Annotated in this window: 21 protein-coding genes; 9 read left to right on the top strand and 12 right to left on the bottom strand. The window is 61.1% G+C overall.

Annotated features, from left to right (window positions below; translation table 11 throughout):
• Positions 1–37 precede the first annotated feature (37 nt).
• The gene (gene tyrS / locus GGI48_RS18555; RefSeq protein ID WP_016963735.1) at positions 38–1,237 is read right to left on the bottom strand and encodes a tyrosine--tRNA ligase; all 1,200 of its coding nucleotides are present in this window, start codon (positions 1,235–1,237) and stop codon (positions 38–40) included.
• 209 nt (positions 1,238–1,446) lie between these two features.
• On the opposite strand from tyrS, the gene GGI48_RS18550 reads away from it, so the two are divergent.
• Entirely contained in the window at positions 1,447–2,868 is a 1,422-nt protein-coding gene (locus GGI48_RS18550) for a peptidoglycan DD-metalloendopeptidase family protein (RefSeq protein WP_179599513.1), read from the top strand.
• A 3-nt stretch (positions 2,869–2,871) separates the two neighbouring features.
• The gene (locus tag GGI48_RS18545) at positions 2,872–3,963 is read left to right on the top strand and encodes an anhydro-N-acetylmuramic acid kinase (protein WP_179599511.1); all 1,092 of its coding nucleotides are present in this window, start codon (positions 2,872–2,874) and stop codon (positions 3,961–3,963) included.
• A 70-nt stretch (positions 3,964–4,033) separates the two neighbouring features.
• On the opposite strand, the gene erpA is transcribed toward GGI48_RS18545, so the two are convergent.
• The gene (erpA, locus tag GGI48_RS18540; RefSeq protein ID WP_011063789.1) at positions 4,034–4,384 is read right to left on the bottom strand and encodes an iron-sulfur cluster insertion protein ErpA; all 351 of its coding nucleotides are present in this window, start codon (positions 4,382–4,384) and stop codon (positions 4,034–4,036) included.
• A gap of 169 nt (positions 4,385–4,553) precedes the next feature.
• Positions 4,554–5,588 (bottom strand): N-acetyl-gamma-glutamyl-phosphate reductase, encoded by a 1,035-nt coding sequence (argC, locus tag GGI48_RS18535; protein WP_047306330.1) that lies wholly within the window; start codon positions 5,586–5,588, stop codon positions 4,554–4,556.
• A gap of 135 nt (positions 5,589–5,723) precedes the next feature.
• On the opposite strand from argC, the gene hemJ reads away from it, so the two are divergent.
• From hemJ to coq7, 6 genes are all read left to right on the top strand, one after another.
• Positions 5,724–6,155: a protoporphyrinogen oxidase HemJ gene (gene hemJ, locus GGI48_RS18530; protein WP_016963738.1), complete on the top strand. Its 432-nt coding sequence runs from the start codon at positions 5,724–5,726 to the stop codon at positions 6,153–6,155.
• Positions 6,156–6,187: 32 nt separating this feature from the next.
• Positions 6,188–7,156 (top strand): nitronate monooxygenase family protein, encoded by a 969-nt coding sequence (locus GGI48_RS18525; RefSeq protein ID WP_179599509.1) that lies wholly within the window; start codon positions 6,188–6,190, stop codon positions 7,154–7,156.
• 95 nt (positions 7,157–7,251) lie between these two features.
• Positions 7,252–8,169: a DUF805 domain-containing protein gene (locus GGI48_RS18520; RefSeq protein WP_179599507.1), complete on the top strand. Its 918-nt coding sequence runs from the start codon at positions 7,252–7,254 to the stop codon at positions 8,167–8,169.
• 61 nt (positions 8,170–8,230) lie between these two features.
• Entirely contained in the window at positions 8,231–9,019 is a 789-nt protein-coding gene (locus tag GGI48_RS18515) for an SDR family NAD(P)-dependent oxidoreductase (protein WP_016963741.1), read from the top strand.
• 70 nt (positions 9,020–9,089) lie between these two features.
• The gene (locus GGI48_RS18510; RefSeq protein WP_016963742.1) at positions 9,090–9,428 is read left to right on the top strand and encodes a histidine triad nucleotide-binding protein; all 339 of its coding nucleotides are present in this window, start codon (positions 9,090–9,092) and stop codon (positions 9,426–9,428) included.
• Positions 9,429–9,555: 127 nt separating this feature from the next.
• Entirely contained in the window at positions 9,556–10,203 is a 648-nt protein-coding gene (gene coq7 / locus GGI48_RS18505) for a 2-polyprenyl-3-methyl-6-methoxy-1,4-benzoquinone monooxygenase (RefSeq protein ID WP_011063796.1), read from the top strand.
• A gap of 73 nt (positions 10,204–10,276) precedes the next feature.
• Here coq7 and GGI48_RS18500 read toward each other — a convergent pair whose 3' ends face one another.
• Positions 10,277–10,699: an OsmC family protein gene (locus GGI48_RS18500; protein WP_009045862.1), complete on the bottom strand. Its 423-nt coding sequence runs from the start codon at positions 10,697–10,699 to the stop codon at positions 10,277–10,279.
• A 234-nt stretch (positions 10,700–10,933) separates the two neighbouring features.
• On the opposite strand from GGI48_RS18500, the gene crp reads away from it, so the two are divergent.
• A complete protein-coding gene (crp, locus tag GGI48_RS18495) occupies positions 10,934–11,578 on the top strand; it encodes a cAMP-activated global transcriptional regulator CRP (RefSeq protein WP_047306333.1) in 645 nt (214 codons plus the stop codon).
• Here the strand turns inward: crp and GGI48_RS18490 are convergent.
• The 8 genes from GGI48_RS18490 to GGI48_RS18455 form a co-directional block, all read right to left on the bottom strand.
• A complete protein-coding gene (locus GGI48_RS18490; RefSeq protein WP_047306334.1) occupies positions 11,575–12,276 on the bottom strand; it encodes a biotin/lipoate A/B protein ligase family protein in 702 nt (233 codons plus the stop codon). The two genes, crp and GGI48_RS18490, sit on opposite strands and share 4 nt — an antisense overlap.
• A 67-nt stretch (positions 12,277–12,343) precedes the next feature.
• Positions 12,344–13,180, bottom strand: a complete 837-nt coding sequence (gene trpC / locus GGI48_RS18485) for an indole-3-glycerol phosphate synthase TrpC (protein WP_047306335.1) — start codon at positions 13,178–13,180, stop codon at positions 12,344–12,346.
• On the bottom strand, positions 13,177–14,226 hold the full coding sequence (trpD, locus tag GGI48_RS18480) for an anthranilate phosphoribosyltransferase (RefSeq protein ID WP_016963746.1): 1,050 nt from the start codon (positions 14,224–14,226) through the stop codon (positions 13,177–13,179). Before trpD ends, trpC begins: the two co-directional genes overlap by 4 nt.
• 9 nt (positions 14,227–14,235) lie before the next feature.
• Positions 14,236–14,829, bottom strand: coding sequence for an aminodeoxychorismate/anthranilate synthase component II (locus GGI48_RS18475; RefSeq protein WP_179599505.1), 594 nt, complete (start codon positions 14,827–14,829; stop codon positions 14,236–14,238).
• A gap of 12 nt (positions 14,830–14,841) precedes the next feature.
• On the bottom strand, positions 14,842–16,329 hold the full coding sequence (trpE, locus tag GGI48_RS18470) for an anthranilate synthase component I (RefSeq protein WP_179599503.1): 1,488 nt from the start codon (positions 16,327–16,329) through the stop codon (positions 14,842–14,844).
• 71 nt (positions 16,330–16,400) lie between these two features.
• Positions 16,401–17,219 carry a phosphoglycolate phosphatase gene (locus tag GGI48_RS18465; RefSeq protein ID WP_179599501.1) on the bottom strand — a complete coding sequence of 273 codons (819 nt, stop codon included), beginning with the start codon at positions 17,217–17,219 and terminating at the stop codon, positions 16,401–16,403.
• Positions 17,216–17,890 (bottom strand): ribulose-phosphate 3-epimerase, encoded by a 675-nt coding sequence (gene rpe, locus GGI48_RS18460; RefSeq protein ID WP_016963811.1) that lies wholly within the window; start codon positions 17,888–17,890, stop codon positions 17,216–17,218. Before rpe ends, GGI48_RS18465 begins: the two co-directional genes overlap by 4 nt.
• 80 nt (positions 17,891–17,970) lie before the next feature.
• Positions 17,971–19,119, bottom strand: coding sequence for an iron-containing alcohol dehydrogenase (locus GGI48_RS18455; protein ID WP_047306353.1), 1,149 nt, complete (start codon positions 19,117–19,119; stop codon positions 17,971–17,973).
• Positions 19,120–19,152: the final 33 nt, after the last annotated feature.

Genomic DNA, 19,152 nt, shown 5'->3' with positions numbered 1-19,152 from the left:
GAGACATATAATTCGCCGTCAACACCTATTTTCTGCTTTATTCGGATTTAAGCGTGATGCGCGCAAACGCCTTCTTGCCTGCCTGGCACACATGCGTCGCGCCCAATGCATATATATAGGAGCGATCAACAACTTCGCCATCCACGCGCACACCACCAGAACCGAGAAGGTCACGCGCCACTGCGGCGTTCTTAACCAGCCCGGCCTTATTAAGGACAGCAGCAATCGGCATATCCTCAGCAGCGGTCAGCTCGATCTCCGGCAGATCCTCAGGCAGCTCGCCATCTTTCATCCGATTGCCCGCAGCGCGATGCGCACTTGCAGCCGCCTCTTCACCATGGAAGCGCGCAACGATTTCCTCAGCCAGCTTAATCTTGATATCACGCGGATTCGCACCCGCCTCGACATCAGCGCGCAACGCATCGATCTCTTCCATAGAGCGGAAGCTGAGCAGCTCAAAATAGCGCCACATCAATGCATCAGGAATGGAAACCAGTTTGCCGTACATAACCCCCGGCGCCTCCTGGATACCTACATAGTTACCCAAGGACTTGGACATCTTTTTGACCCCATCCAACCCCTCAAGCAACGGCATGGTCAGAATGCACTGCGCCTCTTGACCATAACCGCGCTGCAGTTCACGCCCCATCAACAGGTTGAACTTCTGGTCGGTACCGCCCAGCTCGACATCAGCACGCAGCGCAACCGAGTCATAGCCCTGGACAAGCGGATACAAAAACTCATGGATAGCAATCGGCTGATTAGTTGAATAGCGCTTGTCGAAGTCATCGCGCTCAAGCATCCGCGCAACGGTGTATTGGGAAGTCAGACGAATAAAGTCCGCCGGCCCCATCTTGTCCATCCACGTCGAGTTGAAAGCCACCTCAGTCTTGGCTGGATCAAGAATCTTGAAGACCTGGCTTTTATAGGTCTCGGCATTTTCCAGAACCTGCTCGCGAGTCAGCGGCGGACGAGTGGCACTCTTACCGCTCGGATCACCGATCATCCCGGTAAAGTCGCCAATCAGGAAGATCACTTGGTGACCCAGATCCTGGAACTGACGCAGCTTGTTGATAAGCACGGTATGCCCAAGGTGCAAATCCGGCGCAGTCGGATCGAAGCCGGCCTTGATACGCAGCGGCACGCCACGCTTGAGCTTCTCGATCAACTCGGACTCGACCAACAACTCTTCCGCACCACGCTTGATCAGCGCTAGCTGCTCTTCAACCGACTTCATAACAGACCCGCAAGGCTCAGATTCAAAAGGGAACCAACCATACAAGATCACGGACTAATTACAAGTTTTGCCCGGCATACGGGAGCATTCAGAGAACAGAGTGTCCGTGCGCTTGCGTCACAGATGATTTGGTTATATTTTATACAGTTATTTCATCTTCATCATGTCATTCATCTTTTCCATTTCATCTTTTCAAAGTCAAATTACCTATGACCACCGAACCGTCTAAAGCGCCACCGCTTTATCCGAAGAGCCACCTGCTCGCCGCAAGCGGCATAGCAGCCCTTCTAAGTCTGGCTCTACTGGTATTCCCTTCCAGTGATGTTGAAGCCAAAAAAACCACATTGAGCCTTGATCTGGAAAGCCCGATCGAGCAACTCACACAAGATCAAGACGCTGCATCCACGGAACAAGCCACAACTGAAGCAGTAGCCTCACCTTTCGCACAGATCGAAAACACCTCAGAAGACACCACGGAAACCGCAGAAAACACGCCTGCGCCTGCCGTCGCGGAAGAAGCAAAAGCCCCGGGTCATAGAGAAGTCACAGTCACCAAGGGCGACACCCTGTCAACTCTGTTCGAAAAGGTTGGCCTGCCCGTTACCTCGGTGCACGAAATACTGGCCAGCGACAAGCAAGCCAAGCAGTTCTCCCAGCTCAAACATGGCCAGAAACTGGAGTTCGAACTGACTCCAGACGGCCAACTGAACAACCTGCACACCAAAGTCAGCGACCTGGAAACCATCACGCTGACCAAAGGCCCCAAAGGCTTTACCTTCAACCGAGTGATCACCAAGCCAGTAGTGCGCTCAGCCTACGTTCACGGCGTGATCAACAGTTCGCTTTCACAGTCCGCCGCCCGCGCCGGCCTGTCCCATAGCCTGACCATGGATATGGCGAGCATTTTCGGCTACGACATCGACTTCGCTCAGGACATTCGCCAGGGTGACGAGTTTGACGTGATCTACGAACAGAAAGTCGCCAACGGCAAAGTGGTCGGGACCGGCAATATCCTCTCCGCGCGCTTCACCAACCGTGGCAAAACCTACACCGCAGTGCGCTACACCAACAAACAAGGCTCAAGCAGCTACTACACCGCAGACGGCAACAGCATGCGCAAGGCGTTTATCCGTACGCCAGTGGACTTTGCCCGCATCAGCTCACGCTTCTCCATGGGGCGTAAACATCCGATCCTGAACAAGATCCGCGCTCACAAGGGCGTCGACTATGCCGCTCCACGGGGCACCCCCATCAAAGCGGCCGGCGACGGCAAGGTCCTGCTCGCAGGTCGCCGCGGCGGTTACGGCAACACCGTGATCATCCAGCACGGCAATACCTACCGCACGCTGTACGGCCACATGCAAGGCTTCGCCAAAGGCGTCAAGACCGGCGGCTCGGTGAAGCAGGGTCAGGTCATTGGCTATATCGGCACCACAGGCCTGTCCACCGGCCCACACTTGCATTACGAGTTTCAGGTCAACGGCGTCCACGTAGACCCGCTGGGCCAGAAGCTGCCAATGGCCGATCCGATTGCCAAGGCTGAACGTGCTCGCTTCCTCCAGCAGAGCCAGCCTCTGATGGCTCGAATGGAGCAGGAAAAGGCCACGATGCTGGCCTCGAGCAAGCGCTGAATCATGGCGCTCTATATAGGAGTCATGTCCGGAACCAGCCTGGATGGCCTGGACATCGCCCTGATCGAGCAGGATCCGGCGATCAGATTGATCGCCACCCACTACATCCCCATGCCAGAAACCCTGCGCGCCGAGCTGTTGAGCTTGTGCGCCAGCGGCCCTGACGAGATTGCCCGCTCCGCCATCGCCCAGCAGCAGTGGGTCAAGCTGGCGGCCCAGGGCATTCATAGCCTTCTGCAACAGCAACAACTGCAGGCTCAGGACATTCGCGCCATCGGCAGTCACGGTCAGACAGTACGTCATGAACCGAGCCGTGGTTTTACTGTGCAGATCGGCAATCCAGCACTACTCGCCGAACTCACCGGCATCAGCGTCGTCAGTGACTTTCGCAGTCGCGATGTAGCCGCCGGCGGCCAAGGTGCACCACTGGTCCCGGCCTTCCACGAAGCCCTGTTTGAGCGACGCCCAGGAAGCCGCGCGGTTCTGAACATTGGTGGCTTCAGCAACCTGAGCCTGATCGAGACAGACAAGCCGGTGACCGGCTTCGATTGCGGCCCAGGCAATGTGCTGCTCGATGCCTGGATACAGGATCAACGCGCAGAAACCTTTGACCGCAACGGTCAGTGGGCCGCCAGCGGCCAACTCGACCAGGCCTTGTTGACAACCCTGCTCAGCGACCCGTTCTTCGCCACCCTGGGGCCGAAGAGCACTGGGCGCGAGGTATTCAATCTACAGTGGCTGCAACGGCAGCTGGCGCAGCACCCTCCGCTTCCCGCCGAAGATGTGCAAGCCACTCTGCTGGAACTGACCGCCCTGACCATCGTTCAGTCGCTGCAAGCGGCACAAAGCGACACCCAGGAGCTTCTGGTCTGTGGCGGTGGCGCCCACAACAGCGCCCTGATGCAGCGCCTCGCGGCACTACTGCCCGAGACTCGGGTCAGCAGCACCGCTGCCTATGGCGTGGACCCCGACTGGGTCGAAGCCATGGCCTTCGCCTGGCTGGCCCATTGCTGCATGGAAGGCATTGCCGCCAACCGCCCCAGCGTTACCGGCGCCCGCGGCCTGCGCATACTGGGCGCCATCTACCCTGCTTGAACAGCAGACAGCAAAACGCCGCAGGATCGTCAGACCCTGCGGCGCTAGTCGAACGGCTTTGAGTGACCGATCAGATCGAAAACGATGACCCGCAACCACAGGTAGTGGTGGCATTGGGGTTTTTGATCACGAAACGCGAACCTTCCAGACCTTCCTGATAGTCCACCTCGGCACCGGCCAGGTACTGGAAACTCATGGGGTCCACGACCAGGCTCACACCCTCGCGCTCAACGATGGTGTCATCCTCGGCCACTTCCTCATCAAAAGTGAAACCGTACTGAAACCCCGAACAACCGCCGCCCGTAACGAATACGCGCAGCTTCAAGCGATCATTACCCTCTTCGTCGACCAGGGTCTTCACCTTGTGCGCTGCACCTTGAGTGAATTGCAAAGCCGTGGGGGTGAAGGATTCAACGCTCATGCTGACTATCTCCCGGCGTTAAGCCGCCATACTGCGTAATGACGCGCATTATCCGCTTCTCCTAGAAAAGCGGTCAACTATTGTTACGGTATATCAATAGTCGTACAGCTACCCGCATAACGCAGAAAGGCCCGTCAGACGGGCCTTTCTGTTCAACGCTAAAACGGCCCTAAGGCAGCATGCCCGCGTGAGACAGACCCAGACGCTCATCCAGGCCAAAGAGAATGTTGAGGTTTTGCACCGCCTGGCCAGAAGCGCCCTTGACCAGGTTGTCGATGACCGACAGCACCACCACCAGATCACCGTCCTGCGGACGATGCACGGCGATCCGACACACGTTGGCGCCACGCACGCTGCGGGTTTCAGGATGACTGCCCGCGGGCATCACATCGACAAAAGGCTCATTGGCATAACGCTTCTCGAACAACGCCTGCAAATCAACCGAACGGTCCACCACGGTCGAGTAGAGCGTCGAGTGAATACCACGAATCATCGGGGTCAAATGCGGAACGAAGGTCAGACCCACATCCTTGCCCGCCGCCCGCCGCAAGCCCTGGCGGATTTCCGGCAAGTGACGATGCCCTTTGACCGCGTAGGCCTTCATGCTTTCAGAGGTTTCCGAATACAACGAACCCACGCTGGCACCGCGGCCGGCACCACTGACACCTGACTTGCAGTCGGCGATCAGACGGGACGCATCAGCAAGACCCGCTTCCAGCAGCGGCAGGAAGCCCAGCTGGGTGGCGGTTGGATAGCAGCCCGGAACAGCGATCAGCCGAGCCTGCTTGATCTGCTCGCGATTGACTTCAGGCAACCCGTAGACCGCCTCCTCCAGCAGTTCGGGAGCGCCGTGGGGCTGGCCGTACCACTTGGCCCACTCATCGGCGTCCTGCAGACGGAAGTCCGCCGACAGGTCGATGACCTTGGTTCCCGCCGCCAGCAATTCCCCGGCCAGGGCATGGGCCACCCCGTGAGGCGTGGCGAAGAACACCACATCGCAGGCCCCCAGGGTCGCGATGTCCGGCACGCTAAAGGCCAGTCCGTCATAGTGACCGCGCAGGTTGGGGTACATGTCGGCGACGGCCAGGCCGGCTTCGGATCGCGAAGTGATGACCTCCACTCGCGCTTGCGGATGCTGTGCCAACAGACGCAGCAGTTCGACACCGGTGTAACCCGTGCCGCCGACGATACCGACCTTGACCATAAACCTGCCCTCAACGAACCCACTGGAAAGCTGCCGATAATAGGGGCGGCGCGCCCCTGCGACAACCGTCAAGGTGACGTGCGGCCGCTCTACCCTCTACTATCCTCGCAACCGTGAATCTGGGAATAACTAAAAATGCTCTATCTATGGCTCAAAGCCTTTCATATCGTCAGCGTGGTCTGCTGGTTTGCCGGCCTGTTCTACCTGCCACGCCTGTTCGTCTATCACGCCCAAAGCGAAGACAACGTCAGCCGCGAACGCTTCTGCCTGATGGAGCGCAAGCTGTACCGCTTCATCATGGGCCCGGCGATGATCGCGACGCTGATCTTCGGCATCTGGCTGATCAGCCTCAACCCCAGCGCCTACTTCGGCCAGGGTGGCTGGATGCACGCCAAGCTGACCCTGGTGGTGATCCTGATCGGTTATCACCACATGTGCGGCGCGCAAGTGAAGCGCTTCGCCCGTGGCGAGAACACCCGCAGCCATGTCTTTTATCGCTGGTTCAATGAAGTACCGGTTCTGCTATTGCTGGCTATCGTAATTTTGGTCGTTGTCAGGCCGTTCTAACACTGACTAGTCACTTCCCTGGGGGTACTCCAATGTCACTGCCCGTTCTGCTCGAGCAACACCTGCGCCTGCCTCTGGTGGCGGCGCCGATGTTCCTGATCTCCAACCCTGAACTGGTCCTGGCCTGTTGTCGCAATGGCTTGGTCGGCAGCTTCCCGGCCCTGAACCAGCGCGAAAGCAGTGGCTTCAAGGCCTGGCTCGAAGAGATCGAGACGGGGCTGGGCACATTGGAGAACCCTGCCCCCTACGCAGTGAACCTGATCGTGCACAACAGCAATCCGCGCCTGCAGGCCGATCTGCAGATCTGCATCGAGCACAAAGTGCCGATCGTCATCACCAGCCTGGGAGCGGTCAAGGAAGTCGTGGACGCCGTACACAGCTACGGCGGCCTGGTGTTTCATGACGTGACCACGCGCCGGCACGCGGAGAAAGCCGCAGAAGCCGGAGTCGATGGCCTGATCGCGGTCGCCGCGGGCGCCGGCGGGCACGCGGGCACCTGGAGCCCCTTCGCCCTCATTGCCGAAATCCGCCAGTTCTTCGACAAGACCCTGCTGCTGGCCGGCTGCCTGAACCGCGGCCACGAGATTCTCGCCGCTCAATTGCTCGGTGCCGACCTGGCGTATCTGGGCACGCGCTTTATCGGCACTCGCGAAAGTCACGCGCCGGACGCCTACAAGGAGATGCTGCTCAGTTCCCGCGCTGCGGACATCGTGCACACCGCCGCCGTGTCCGGGGTGCCCGCCAGCTTCATGCGCCAAAGCCTGGAAAATGCCGGTTTCGACCTGGCAGCCCTGCAAGGCAAGGGCGACATCAACTTCGGTTCCAAGCTCAAGCCCATCAGCGACGAGGCCAAGGCCTGGAAAACCGTATGGTCTGCCGGCCAAGGCGTAGGCGAAATCGATGACCTGCCCAGCATCGATCAATTGATCGCCCGCCTGGACAGCGAATACCGGGCCGCCCAGGCACGCGCCGCGCAGCTGGGCAATCGCTGGCCGCGTTAACCCGTTCTCATTGTTTTTTGGCCAGCGGGGGGGCGCTGGCCTTAAACTAGCCGCCTTTTATGTAAGCCTTCTTTTCAAGAGACAGGGATGCCCCCATGAGCGAAACCCGCTACAAGATTGTTTTCGACGGCACGCTGCTGCCCGGCGTCGAGAAGTCCACCGCCCAACTGAACCTGGCCGAACTGTTCAAAAGCGATGCTGCCGCAGTGGAGCGTCTGTTCAGCGGTCAACGGGTAGAACTCAAACGCGATCTGACTCAGGCGGACGCCCAGCGTTACCTGGAAGCCCTGAAAAACGCCGGGATCGATGCCCGTATCGAAGCTGAACACGCCCTGGATCTGAACCTCGACGCGGTCACCCATGCCCCGAGCCCGGCCCCGCTCAGCGAGTCGCCCTACGCGCCGCCACAAGCCACGGTCGGCGAAGCTCTGCCGCAATACGCCACGCTCAATGTCTTCAGCTTCGAGGGCCGCATCGGCCGCCTGCGCTACCTGGCCTGGACCCTGGTCCTGACGGTCGCGATGCTGGCCGTGATCGGAGTCGGTGCGTTCTTCGGCATCCTTTCCGCCGCAGTGCTCAACTCCTCGCTTCTCACCGGACTGGGGATCATCGGCGGCATCGTGGTGTTCATCGGTTTCATCGTCGTCAGCATCCAGATCAGCGTGCAGCGCCTGCATGACCTGGGCTGGTCCGGATGGCTATGGTTGCTGAACTTCGTGCCGATCGTCGGCAGCATCTTCCCCCTGGTGCTGATGGTCAGTCCGGGCAGTAACGTCGCCAACCGCTACGGCGCCCCGCCACCGCCCAATACCACCGCAGTCAAAGTCCTGTCGTGGATGTGGGTGGTGCTGATCGTGGCGCTGATCGTTGCCATGGTGGCCGGCGGCCTGAGCTCGCTGGAAGATCGCTACAGCGAGACCAGCTACAGCGAAAGCGCCGACTCCGCCAGCGTTGACGAGGACGCAGAACCCGCCGACAGCGCCGCGGCCCCTGTAGAATCCGAGCAAGAATAAACGCGTCCGAGCCTGCGACCCTTCCTGTCGCAGGCAGCCGGCCGTTGCGATGGAGAAATGCATGACCCGTTACGCTCTGATCACCGGTGCTTCCAGCGGCATAGGCCTGGCCCTGGCCGAAGCACTGGCCCGGCGTGGGCGCAACCTGCTTCTGGTGGCCCGCCAGCGTGATCAGCTGGAAAGCATCGCCCTGGAGCTGACCCAGCGCTTTGGTGTCGAAGTGTTGTTTCGCGCCTGCGACCTGGGCGAGCCCCTGCGCCTGTCCGGCTTCCTGCTGGAGCTGGAAGAAGGCGAGCGCCAGATCGACCTGCTGGTCAATTGCGCTGGCATCGGCACTTGCGGCCCCTTCCTGGCCCAGGACTGGATGACCGAACAGGACCTGATCGAGGTCAACATCCTGGCCCTGACCCGCCTGTGTCATGCCCTGGGTAACAGCATGGCGCTGCTGGGCGGCGGGCAGATTCTCAACGTCGCCTCGGTAGCCGCCTTCTATCCCGGCCCGTGGATGAGCACCTATTACGCCAGCAAGGCCTATGTCCTGCACTTTTCCGAGGGCCTGCGCGAAGAACTGAAAAAATGCGCAGTCAAAGTCTCGGTGCTGTGCCCCGGTCCGACTCGCACGGGCTTTTTCCGCACGGCACAAATGGATACTCAAAAGCTCAACGACAGCAAACTGCTCATGAGCCCCGAGGAAGTGGCCCTGTACGCGGTCCGCGCGCTGGAGAAGAACCGCGCCATCATCATTCCCGGCCGGCTCAATCGCTGGATGGCGTTCAGCAGCCGCCTGGGCTCGCGCTGGCTGACCCGCAAGATCGTCGGTTACGTCAATCGGGCCTATTGCCCACGTTAGATGCCGGGGCTGGGCGCACAGGATGAGCCTGAGTACACTCAGCCCGGACCAACCCAATGGAGAAACAGCTGTGGATACTCTGTTCACCAAGATCATCAACAGAGAAATACCCGCGAAGATCATCTACGAGGACGACCAGGTTCTGGCCTTCCACGACATCGCCCCGCAAGCGCCGGTGCACTTCCTGGTGATTCCGAAAAAGCCCATCCGCACCCTCAACGATCTCACCGAGGACGACAAGGCGCTGGCCGGACACATTTTGTTCACCGCCCAGCGACTGGCCAAGGAACAAGGCTGTGAAGACGGCTTCCGAGTGGTGATGAACTGCAATGAGCTGGGCGGCCAGACCGTCTACCACATTCACATGCATGTGCTGGGTCAACGTCAGATGAACTGGCCTCCGGGCTGATTGCCCCGCCCACGCCCGTGCACGGCGCCCTCTCGTCCGGTCTGCGACGAGGGTGCGCTGATCCAGCGCAGTTTTAGCCCCATCGATTGGAGTAAACTGGCCGCCGAGATTCCCTCCGGAGATAAGCATGACTACCCAACGTCACTACTCGCCGATCGACCGCCTGCTGCTGCAAGCCGATATGGCCATGCGCACGCTGCTGCCTTTCAGTGGCCAACCTTATCGCCCGTCGCCGGCCATCGTGCAGCCGGAAGCGCAGATGAGTGACGAGGACACCCGGCACGTCGCCGGTCTGATGCGCATCAACCACACCGGGGAAGTCTGTGCCCAGGCGCTGTATCAGGGCCAGGCGCTGACCGCCAAGCTGCCTCAGGTACGCCAGGCCATGGAACATGCCGCCGAAGAAGAAATCGATCACCTGGCCTGGTGCGAGCAACGCATCCGTCAGTTGGGCAGCCATCCCAGCGTCCTCAATCCGTTGTTCTACGGTCTGTCGTTCGGCATCGGCGCGGCGGCCGGCCTGATCAGCGACAAGGTCAGCCTGGGCTTCGTCGCCGCCACCGAAGATCAGGTTTGCAAGCACCTGAACGAGCACCTGGAACAACTCCCGGCCGAGGACGAAAAGTCCCGAGCCATTCTCGAGCAGATGCGCATCGACGAAGAACACCACGCCGAAACCGCCCTTGAAGCCGGCGGCTTTCGCTTCCCGGCACCGGTCAAGTTCGGCATGAGCCTGTTGGCCAAGGTCATGACCAAGAGCACCTACCGGATCTGACGCCGCTACTGCCGCCGACAAAAAAGGGCGCTCCATGAGCGCCCTTTGCTTTGCCCGAAGCAATCGTCGCCAATCAGCCGAGCTCGACGATTTCGTAATCGTGAGTGATGGCCACACCGGCGGCGCCGAGCATGATCGAGGCCGAGCAGTATTTCTCCGCCGACAGTTCGATGGCGCGCTTGACCTGGGCTTCTTTCAAGCCCCGCCCCTTGACCACGAAGTGCATGTGAATCTTGGTGAAGACCTTGGGATCCTCGGTCGCGCGCTCGGCGTCGAGGAAGGCCTCACAGCTTTCCACGGCCTGACGTGACTTCTTCAGGATGCTGACCACGTCGAAGTTGCTGCAACCGCCCACGCCCAGCAGGAGCATTTCCATGGGGCGAACACCCAGATTACGTCCACCGGCTTCTGGTGGGCCGTCCATCACCACGACATGACCGCTGCCCGACTCACCGAGGAACATGGCTTCGCCAGCCCATTGGATGCGTGCCTTCATCGCCAAGACTCCACTGCTAAAAAAGGGTCGCCAGCTTAGCACAGGGTCTGGCCAGGGCCGCGCCTTGCTCGCTCTAGGCCTATTACCGATCCTTAATCAGAAAAATCTTAAATCCGCTTAAGATGTGTCTGTTAAGCTGACGCCAAATGAATGGCGCATCGCCAGCGTGAAACAGCTTCGCTTTTCACCCCATAACAAACACCTCAGACCGTGCAGTCTTTTCGGGATACAACCATGGTTGCTATTGCCCCTACCCCCAAGATCAAAAATCTCGACAAGCTGCTGATGCACTGTCAACGCCGCCGGTATCAGGCCAAGAGCAACATCATCTGCGCCGGCGATGCGTCAGACAGCCTGTACTTCATCATCAAGGGTTCGGTGACCATCCTCATCGAAGACGACGACGGCCGGGAGATGATCATTGCCTACCTCAACGCCGGGGACTTCTTCGGCGAGCTGGGGCTGTTCGAAGAAGCCGGGCAGGAGCAGCAACGCAGCGCCTGGGTGCGCGCCAAGGTGGAATGCGAAGTGGCGGAAATCAGCTATGCCAAGTTCCGCGAACTGTCGCAGATCGATCCGGACATTCTCTATGTACTGAGCGGGCAGATCGCCCAGCGCCTGCGCAACACCACGCGCAAGGTCGGCGATCTGGCGTTCTTCGATGTGACCGGACGGGTCGCCCGCTGCTTGCTGGAGCTGTGCAAGCAACCGGATGCCATGACCCATCCGGACGGCATGCAGATCAAGATCACCCGCCAGGAGATCGGTCGGATCGTCGGCTGTTCACGGGAAATGGTCGGTCGCGTCCTCAAGGATCTGGAAGAACGCAATCTGGTTCACGTCAAAGGCAAGACCATGGTGGTGTTCGGCACCCGCTAGCCGGGCAGGAAGCCCTGGAGCATCTCTCGGTAGAGACTGTCCAGCCGGCCGATGGCATCGGGAGCGGCAAAAGCCTCATGCAAGGCGATATGGCTCTCGGCCCGGCAACGCTGTTCCAGGCCGCAGGCCTGATTGAAGGTATTGACCGCCCCCACCATCGAGGCGCGCTCGTTATCCAGCAACAAGGCTCCATGCACCAGCCCGACCGGCCGCTGCCCGCCCTTGCTCTGGCGCCAGCGCTGGGCGGTGCCGACCAGCTTGCGACCGTCCAGATTGACGTTGAACCGCCCATCGCAGAACGCTCCGTCCACCTCCCCCAATGACGGCTTGCCCCCCAGCTCGGTGAGCAGGTCGCAAATCGGCTGGCACAACCGTCGATAGGCGGTTTCGATCCGCCCCTGATCCCCCTCGCTACGCGGCGGCGCATAGACCAGCGCAATGTTCACCGTGGCCGCCGACTGCGGCACCGGCTCACCGCCGGTTTCCCGCAGCAGCACCGGCCAGCCATTGGCGGCCGACGCCTGGCAAGCCTGCTCGAACCCGGGCAGGCGACTCAGGCGCCGCGGCATTACCAGCGCGCGGTCACTGGGCTGCCAGAACAGCAGGCCAAACTCCTGCTCGCCAGCGCACACCAGCGCCAGCAGATCCTGCTCGGCCTGCAGGCCGGCTTCGACGGTCAAGGCAAGGGGTTGAGTCATGACAGGGCAAGTCCTTGGCAGTAGATATGAAAAAGCCGGCATCGCCGGCTTGTTCAGTGTTTCAGGTTCAGTCCAGGGTCGAACCGCTGACCGGAAGGCCGCGCTCGGGGAAGAACAGACGTTGCAGTTCGCTGCCCGGGCTCTCGGCGCGCATGAACGCCTCGCCCACCAGGAACGAATAGACGTTGCTGATTTCCATCAGCTCAACATCGGCGCGATTGAGAATGCCGCTCTCGGTAATCACCAGGCGGTCGCGGGGAATCCGCGGCAGCAGGTCGAGGGTGGTTTCCAGATCGACATCGAACGTGTGCAGGTTGCGGTTGTTGATCCCCACCAACGGCGTGTCGAGGGTTTTCAGTGCCCGCTCCAGTTCGTCGCCATCGTGCACTTCCACCAGCACATCCAGGCCAACGCCCTTGGCCACCGCGGCCAGTTCAGCCATTCGCGCGTCATCCAGCGCGGCGACGATCAGCAGCACACAGTCGGCCCCCAAGGCGCGGGCTTCGACGATCTGATAGGGATCGATCATGAAATCCTTGCGGATAACCGGCAACTTGCTGGCCGCCCGAGCCTGCTGCAGGTAAGCATCGGCCCCCTGGAAAAAGTCGACGTCGGTGAGCACCGACAGGCAGGTCGCGCCGCCCTTCTCATAGCTCTTGGCGATGTCGGCCGGAACGAAGTTCTCGCGGATCACACCTTTGCTGGGTGAGGCCTTCTTGATCTCGGCGATCACCGCCGGTTGCTTGAGCTTGACCTGCTCCTGCAGAGCCCTGGCGAAACCGCGCGGGGCATCGGCGGCTCGCGCCAGCGTTTCCAGCTCGGCCAGGCTGACGCGCGCGCTACGCTCGGCAACCTCCTGCACCTTGCGGGCGAGGATCTTTTCCAGAACAGTCGGCACACTCATCCTTCATTCTCCTGCTTGAACACCGCGGTAAAGGCGCCCAGTTCCTCAAGCTTTTCCCGGGCCAGGCCCGTGTGCAAGGCATCGTGAGCCAGGGCCACGCCCTCTTTAAGGCTGCTGGCATGATCGGCGGCATACAGCGCCGCACCGGCATTGAGCACAATCATTTCGGCGGCCTTCTGGCCATGCTCGGTCTTGCGTCGTCCCAGGGCATCGCGAATCAGTTCCAGGGACGCCGCCGGGCTTTCCACCACCAGGCCAAACAGGCTCTGGCTCTTCATGCCCAGGTCTTCGGGCTGCACCCAGTACTCGGTGATCTGGTCATTCTTCAGCTCAGCCACATAGGTCGGCGCGGCCAGGCTGAACTCGTCCAGGCCATCCTGGGAATGCACCACCAGCACATGCTTGCTGCCCAGTCGTTGCAAAACCTCTGCCAACGGCCGGCACAACGCCTGGGTGAACACGCCCACCACCTGATGTTTCACGCCGGCCGGATTCGTAAGCGGGCCAAGCATGTTGAACAGGGTGCGCAGACCAAGGTCGCGACGCGGGCCGGCGGCATATTTCATGGCGCCGTGATGAGACTGGGCAAACATGAAGCCGATGCCGACATTGTCGATGCAGCGCGCCACCTGGACCGGAGTCAGGTTCAGGTAGACCCCGGCCGACTCCAGCAGGTCGGCGCTGCCGCTCTTGCCGGACACCGCGCGATTGCCATGCTTGGCGACCGTGCAGCCGGCTGCCGCGACCACGAAAGAAGAAGCCGTGGAAACGTTGAAGATGTTCGCACCGTCACCGCCGGTGCCCACCACATCCACGACACCGTCGAGGGTCTTGAGCTCGACCTTGTCGGCCAACTCGCGCATCACCGACACTGCGCCGACGATTTCGTCGATGCTCTCGCTTTTCATGCGCATGGCCATCATGAAAGCGCCAATCTGCGCATCGGTGCATTGACCGGTCATGATCTCGCGCATCACATCGCGCATCTCGTCGGTGCTCAGGTCCAGATGGCCGACAATACGGCTCAGGGCAGTCTTGATATCCATGAAAAGTCCTTAGCGCGTGCCGCCGCTCTGTTTGAGGAAGTTGGCGAACAGCTCGTGGCCCTGCTCGGTGAGAATAGACTCGGGGTGAAATTGCACACCCTCGATATTCAGCGTCTTGTGGCGCAGCCCCATGATCTCGTCGACGGAACCGTCTTCCAGTTGGGTCCAGGCGGTGACTTCAAGGCAGTCGGGCAGGCTGTCCCGCTTGACCACCAGCGAGTGGTAGCGGGTCACCGTCAGCGGCAGGTTCAGGCCGCTGAATACCCCCAGGTCACGATGGAACACCGGGCTGGTCTTGCCGTGCATCACTTGCCGGGCACGCACCACCTGGCCGCCAAAGGCCTGGCCGATGGACTGGTGCCCCAGGCACACGCCGAGAATCGGCAGCTTGCCGGCAAAATACTTGATCGCCTCGATGGACACACCGGCTTCGGTTGGCGTGCAAGGGCCGGGCGAAACCACGATGCGTTCAGGCTTGAGCGCCTCGATTTCCGCCACGGTCAGCTCGTCGTTGCGCACCACCTTCACCTCGGCCCCCAACTCGCCCAGGTACTGGACGACGTTATAGGTGAAGGAGTCGTAGTTATCGATCATCAGCAACATAGTGGAAACTCCTCAAACCTTGGATGCGGGGGTTTGTTCAGCCAGTGCCACGGCACGGAACATTGCGCGACGCTTGTTCAGCGTCTCTTCCCACTCCAGGGACGGCACCGAGTCGGCAACAATCCCGCCGCCGGCCTGTACATGCAGCTCACCGTTCTTGATCACTGCGGTGCGAATGGCAATCGCGGTGTCCATGTTGCCGTTCCAGGCGAAGTAACCCACGGCGCCGCCGTAGACGCCGCGCTTGACCGGTTCCAGCTCGTCGATGATTTCCATGGCGCGGATCTTCGGTGCCCCGGACAAAGTCCCCGCTGGCAGGATCGCCCGCAGGGCATCCATCGCTGTCAGCCCGGCCTTCAATTGACCGGTGACGTTGGAAACGATGTGCATCACGTTGGAATAACGCTCGATGACCATCTTCTCGGTGAGCTTCACGCTGCCGATTTCGGACACCCGACCGGTATCGTTGCGCCCCAGGTCGATCAGCATCAGGTGCTCGGCGATCTCCTTGGCATCCGACAGCAGGTCCTGCTCCAGGGCCAGGTCGGCTTCCTCGGTGGCGCCTCGCGGACGGGTGCCGGCGATCGGCCGCACGGTAATCAGATTGTCCTCGACCCGCACCAGCACCTCCGGCGAACTGCCCACTACGTGGAAGTCACCGAAGTTGAAGAAGTACATGTAGGGCGTCGGGTTGAAGCAGCGCAGCGCCCGGTACAGATCGATGGGCGCGGCTGAAAAATCGATGGACATGCGCTGGGACGGCACCACCTGCATGCAGTCACCGGCCAGGATGTACTCCTTGATGGTGTCCACCGCCCGCTCATAGTCGCCCTGGGTGAAGCTGGAGCGGAACACCGGTTCCGCCGCCGACTGCTTGCTGAAATCCAGCCCGGGGCGTGGGGTGATCGGCTGGCGCAGCTGTGCCAGCAATTCCTGCAAACGCGCCTGGCCGGCTTCGAAGGCATTGTCCTGGCTCGGATCGGCCAGCACGATGGCGTGCATCTTGCCCGCCAGGTTGTCGAACACCACCACCGCATCGGAAACCATCAGCAGGATATCCGGCACGCCGATCGGATCCGGGTTCGGACATTGGCCCAGGCGCGGCTCGACATAACGCACGCAGTCATAGCCGAAATACCCTACCAGGCCGCCGTTGAAACGCGGCAGGCCGGCGATGGTCGGCACGTTGTAGCGAGCCTTGAATTCCTCGACGAAGGCCAGCGGATCAGCCACTTCATGGCTTTCGATCTCGACGCCGTCATGGGTCACGCTGACCCGGTGCCCATGCACGCGCAACACGGTGCGGCACGGCAGGCCGATGATCGAATAGCGCCCCCACTTCTCGCCGCCCTGCACCGACTCCAGCAAGTAGGAGTTGGGCTGATCGGCCAGTTTCAGGTAGATCGACAGCGGCGTGTCGAAGTCGGCAAGGGTTTCGCAGGCCAGCGGGATACGGTTGTAACCGGCTGCGGCCAAACGCAGGAATTCTTCGCGAATCATGGGATGCCTCGTGGCTTGAGGGTCTAACAGTCAGGTATGCAAACACGCCGGCAGGGCCGGCCAGACAAAAATCAGGCGCGCCAACGCCAACGGGCCAAGGCCTTGATGACTTTCATCCAGAGTTTGCGAGTGACCACCACGATGGAGTTTCCAGAAGGGGATGGAACAGCGTCGGGCAACGTTATCTCAGCGGCAGGTTCTAAGCAACCGGGGATCAGCGCCCGCAGGTTATCGATCACCAGCGCCGGCGATTCCTCGGCAATCGGCCGACCATGGTTATAGCCGTAGCTCAGCGCCACGCACTTGACCCCCGCAGCCTTAGCCGCCAGCACGTCACTGCGCGAGTCGCCGACGAACAGTGATTGCGAGGCCGGCACGCTGGCCATCTTCATCACGAAGAACAGCGCCGCCGGATCGGGTTTCTTTTGCGGCAGGGTGTCGCCGCCGATGATCCAGCGGAAATACCGGCCGATCCTCATCTGATCCAGCAAGGGGGCAACGAAACGCTCGGGCTTGTTGGTGATCAGGGCCATTTCCACGCCCTGCTTGTGCAGCCACTTGAGGGTTTCACGCACGCCGGGATAGACCACGGTCAGTTCATGACTGTCTTCATAGGCCGCATTGAACAGCTCAAGGGCGTGCTCGGCCTCGACGTCGTCGACACCCTCGGCATCCAGGCTGTTGGCCAGGGCCCGACGCACCAGCATCGGCGCACCATTGCCGACCCACTCGCGCACCGCGTCGATACCTGCAGGCTTGCGCCCCAGCTTGAGCAGCATCTGATCCACGGCGGCCGCGAGGTCCGGCACCGAATCGACCAGAGTGCCATCCAGGTCGAACATCACCAGCCGCGGCAGACGCCCCGGGAACAACTGCTCAAATGCGCTCATGAGCGCGCCAGCGCCAGTTCGGCGCGCATCTTCTCGATGACTTCACGGTAGTCCGGCGCATTGAAGATCGCCGAACCGGCAACAAAGGTGTCAGCGCCGGCGGCGGCGATCTCACGGATGTTGCCGACGTTCACCCCGCCGTCGATTTCCAGGCGGATATCGCGGCCAGAGGCATCGATCAGGGCCCGCGCCTCACGCAGCTTGTCGAGGGTCCCAGGAATGAACTTCTGCCCGCCAAAGCCCGGGTTGACGCTCATCAACAGCACCATGTCGACCTTGTCCATCACGTACTTGAGCACGTCAAGCGGAGTCGCCGGGTTGAACACCAGACCCGCCTTGCAACCGCCTTCGCGGATCATCTGCAGGGAGCGATCCACATGCAGCGTGGCTTCCGGGTGAAAGGTGATGTAGGTCGCACCCGCCTCGATGAAGTCGCCGATGATGCGGTCCACCGGAGTCACCATCAGGTGTGCATCGATCGGCGCGGTGATCCCGTACTTGCGCAGCGCGGAGCAGACCATCGGGCCGATGGTCAGGTTCGGCACATAGTGGTTGTCCATGACGTCGAAGTGGACGATATCGGCACCGGCGGCCAGGACATTGTCCACTTCCTCGCCCAGACGGGCGAAGTCGGCGGAGAGAATCGACGGAGCAATAGCGAAGGGCTGCATGACGCACCTTTTTTGAGCAGAATCACGATGGCGCGCATTGTATACCTCATGCTTTGGGGCGCACACCGTAACCGCGATGTTCAGTAAGCCGCGCGATAGATCTTCTCGATATCGGCGGGGCTCAGTTTGCGCGGATTGTTGCGCATCAGACGCTCGATCCCCGCGGCCTCCACGGCCATGGCGGGAATCGCCTCCTCAGGCACGCCAAAGCTGCGCAAGCCACTGGGAATCTCCACCGCGGCGCACAAGGCCGTCATCGCGTCCACCGCTCGATCGGCGGCTTCGCTGGCACTCAAGTGCGCGGTCCGTACCCCCATGGCTTCGGCGATATCCTGCATACGCTCGACGCAGGCCATCTTGTTCCAGGTCATGACATAGGGCAGCAGCAAGGCATTGCTGACCCCGTGGGACATATGGAAACGCCCCCCCAGGGGATAGGCCAGCGCATGCACCGCCCCGACCCCGGCATTGCCGAAGGCCATGCCCGCCATCAGGCTGGCGGTGGCCATATCCTCCCGGGCTTGCAGGTTGGCCGGGTTGGCATAGGCCTTGGGCAGCGCCTTGACGATCAACTGGATGGCCCCTATGGCCAGGGCATCGGTGATCGCCGAGGCATTGAGCGACAGATAGGCTTCAATCGCGTGCACCAGGGCGTCGACGCCACTGGCGGCGGTCACGCTGCGCGGGCAAGTCAGGGTCATCTGCGGACTGACCAGGGCCACGTCCGGCAGCAGGTAGTCGCTGACAATGCCCTTCTTCAGTTGCGCGGCCCGGTCGGACAGTATCGCCACGTTGGTGACTTCCGAACCGGTGCCGGCGGTGGTGGGAATGGCGATCAGCGGCGGCCCCTTGCGCGGCACCTGGTCGATGCCAAACAGGTCTTCCAGGGCGCCGTGATAGCCGGCATAGGCCGCGACACTCTTGGCAATGTCGATGGCGCTGCCGCCCCCCAGCCCGATCAGCCCGTCATGCCCGCCTTCGCGGTAAACCTGCATGCAGTCCTCGACGATGGCGATTTCCGGATCGGGCAGCACCCGATCGAAGATCTCGTAATCGCGCTCCCCCAGATGGGCCAGCGCCAGCGCCACCGTGCCCGACTTGAGCAGCGCGGCATCCGTGACGATCAGGGGGTTGTCGACATCCAGGCGGGTCAGCTCAGCCGCCAGTTGCTCGATGGCGGTACTGCCGGTGAGCAGCTTATGAGCGATCTTGAAAGAGGAAATACTCATGTGCGCAGCCTCTTATATAGAAGGGGGAAGCTG

The organism is Pseudomonas protegens (assembly GCF_013407925.2).
GTDB lineage: Bacteria > Pseudomonadota > Gammaproteobacteria > Pseudomonadales > Pseudomonadaceae > Aquipseudomonas > Aquipseudomonas fluorescens_AP.
The sequence above is the reverse complement of the archived record's forward strand: the minus strand, read 5'-3'. Positions and strand labels throughout refer to the sequence as shown.

What these genes read in the sequence shown, in the direction of transcription:
- tyrS (WP_016963735.1), bottom strand. Translation starts at nt 1,237, where the DNA reads ATGAAGTCGGTTGAAGAGCAGCTAGCGCTGATCAAGCGTGGTGCGGAA.
- GGI48_RS18550 (WP_179599513.1), top strand. Translation starts at nt 1,447, where the DNA reads ATGACCACCGAACCGTCTAAAGCGCCACCGCTTTATCCGAAGAGCCAC.
- GGI48_RS18545 (WP_179599511.1), top strand. Translation starts at nt 2,872, where the DNA reads ATGGCGCTCTATATAGGAGTCATGTCCGGAACCAGCCTGGATGGCCTG.
- erpA (WP_011063789.1), bottom strand. Translation starts at nt 4,384, where the DNA reads ATGAGCGTTGAATCCTTCACCCCCACGGCTTTGCAATTCACTCAAGGT.
- argC (WP_047306330.1), bottom strand. Translation starts at nt 5,588, where the DNA reads ATGGTCAAGGTCGGTATCGTCGGCGGCACGGGTTACACCGGTGTCGAA.
- hemJ (WP_016963738.1), top strand. Translation starts at nt 5,724, where the DNA reads ATGCTCTATCTATGGCTCAAAGCCTTTCATATCGTCAGCGTGGTCTGC.
- GGI48_RS18525 (WP_179599509.1), top strand. Translation starts at nt 6,188, where the DNA reads ATGTCACTGCCCGTTCTGCTCGAGCAACACCTGCGCCTGCCTCTGGTG.
- GGI48_RS18520 (WP_179599507.1), top strand. Translation starts at nt 7,252, where the DNA reads ATGAGCGAAACCCGCTACAAGATTGTTTTCGACGGCACGCTGCTGCCC.
- GGI48_RS18515 (WP_016963741.1), top strand. Translation starts at nt 8,231, where the DNA reads ATGACCCGTTACGCTCTGATCACCGGTGCTTCCAGCGGCATAGGCCTG.
- coq7 (WP_011063796.1), top strand. Translation starts at nt 9,556, where the DNA reads ATGACTACCCAACGTCACTACTCGCCGATCGACCGCCTGCTGCTGCAA.
- GGI48_RS18500 (WP_009045862.1), bottom strand. Translation starts at nt 10,699, where the DNA reads ATGAAGGCACGCATCCAATGGGCTGGCGAAGCCATGTTCCTCGGTGAG.
- crp (WP_047306333.1), top strand. Translation starts at nt 10,934, where the DNA reads ATGGTTGCTATTGCCCCTACCCCCAAGATCAAAAATCTCGACAAGCTG.
- GGI48_RS18490 (WP_047306334.1), bottom strand. Translation starts at nt 12,276, where the DNA reads ATGACTCAACCCCTTGCCTTGACCGTCGAAGCCGGCCTGCAGGCCGAG.
- trpC (WP_047306335.1), bottom strand. Translation starts at nt 13,180, where the DNA reads ATGAGTGTGCCGACTGTTCTGGAAAAGATCCTCGCCCGCAAGGTGCAG.
- trpD (WP_016963746.1), bottom strand. Translation starts at nt 14,226, where the DNA reads ATGGATATCAAGACTGCCCTGAGCCGTATTGTCGGCCATCTGGACCTG.
- GGI48_RS18475 (WP_179599505.1), bottom strand. Translation starts at nt 14,829, where the DNA reads ATGTTGCTGATGATCGATAACTACGACTCCTTCACCTATAACGTCGTC.
- trpE (WP_179599503.1), bottom strand. Translation starts at nt 16,329, where the DNA reads ATGATTCGCGAAGAATTCCTGCGTTTGGCCGCAGCCGGTTACAACCGT.
- GGI48_RS18465 (WP_179599501.1), bottom strand. Translation starts at nt 17,219, where the DNA reads ATGAGCGCATTTGAGCAGTTGTTCCCGGGGCGTCTGCCGCGGCTGGTG.
- rpe (WP_016963811.1), bottom strand. Translation starts at nt 17,890, where the DNA reads ATGCAGCCCTTCGCTATTGCTCCGTCGATTCTCTCCGCCGACTTCGCC.
- GGI48_RS18455 (WP_047306353.1), bottom strand. Translation starts at nt 19,119, where the DNA reads ATGAGTATTTCCTCTTTCAAGATCGCTCATAAGCTGCTCACCGGCAGT.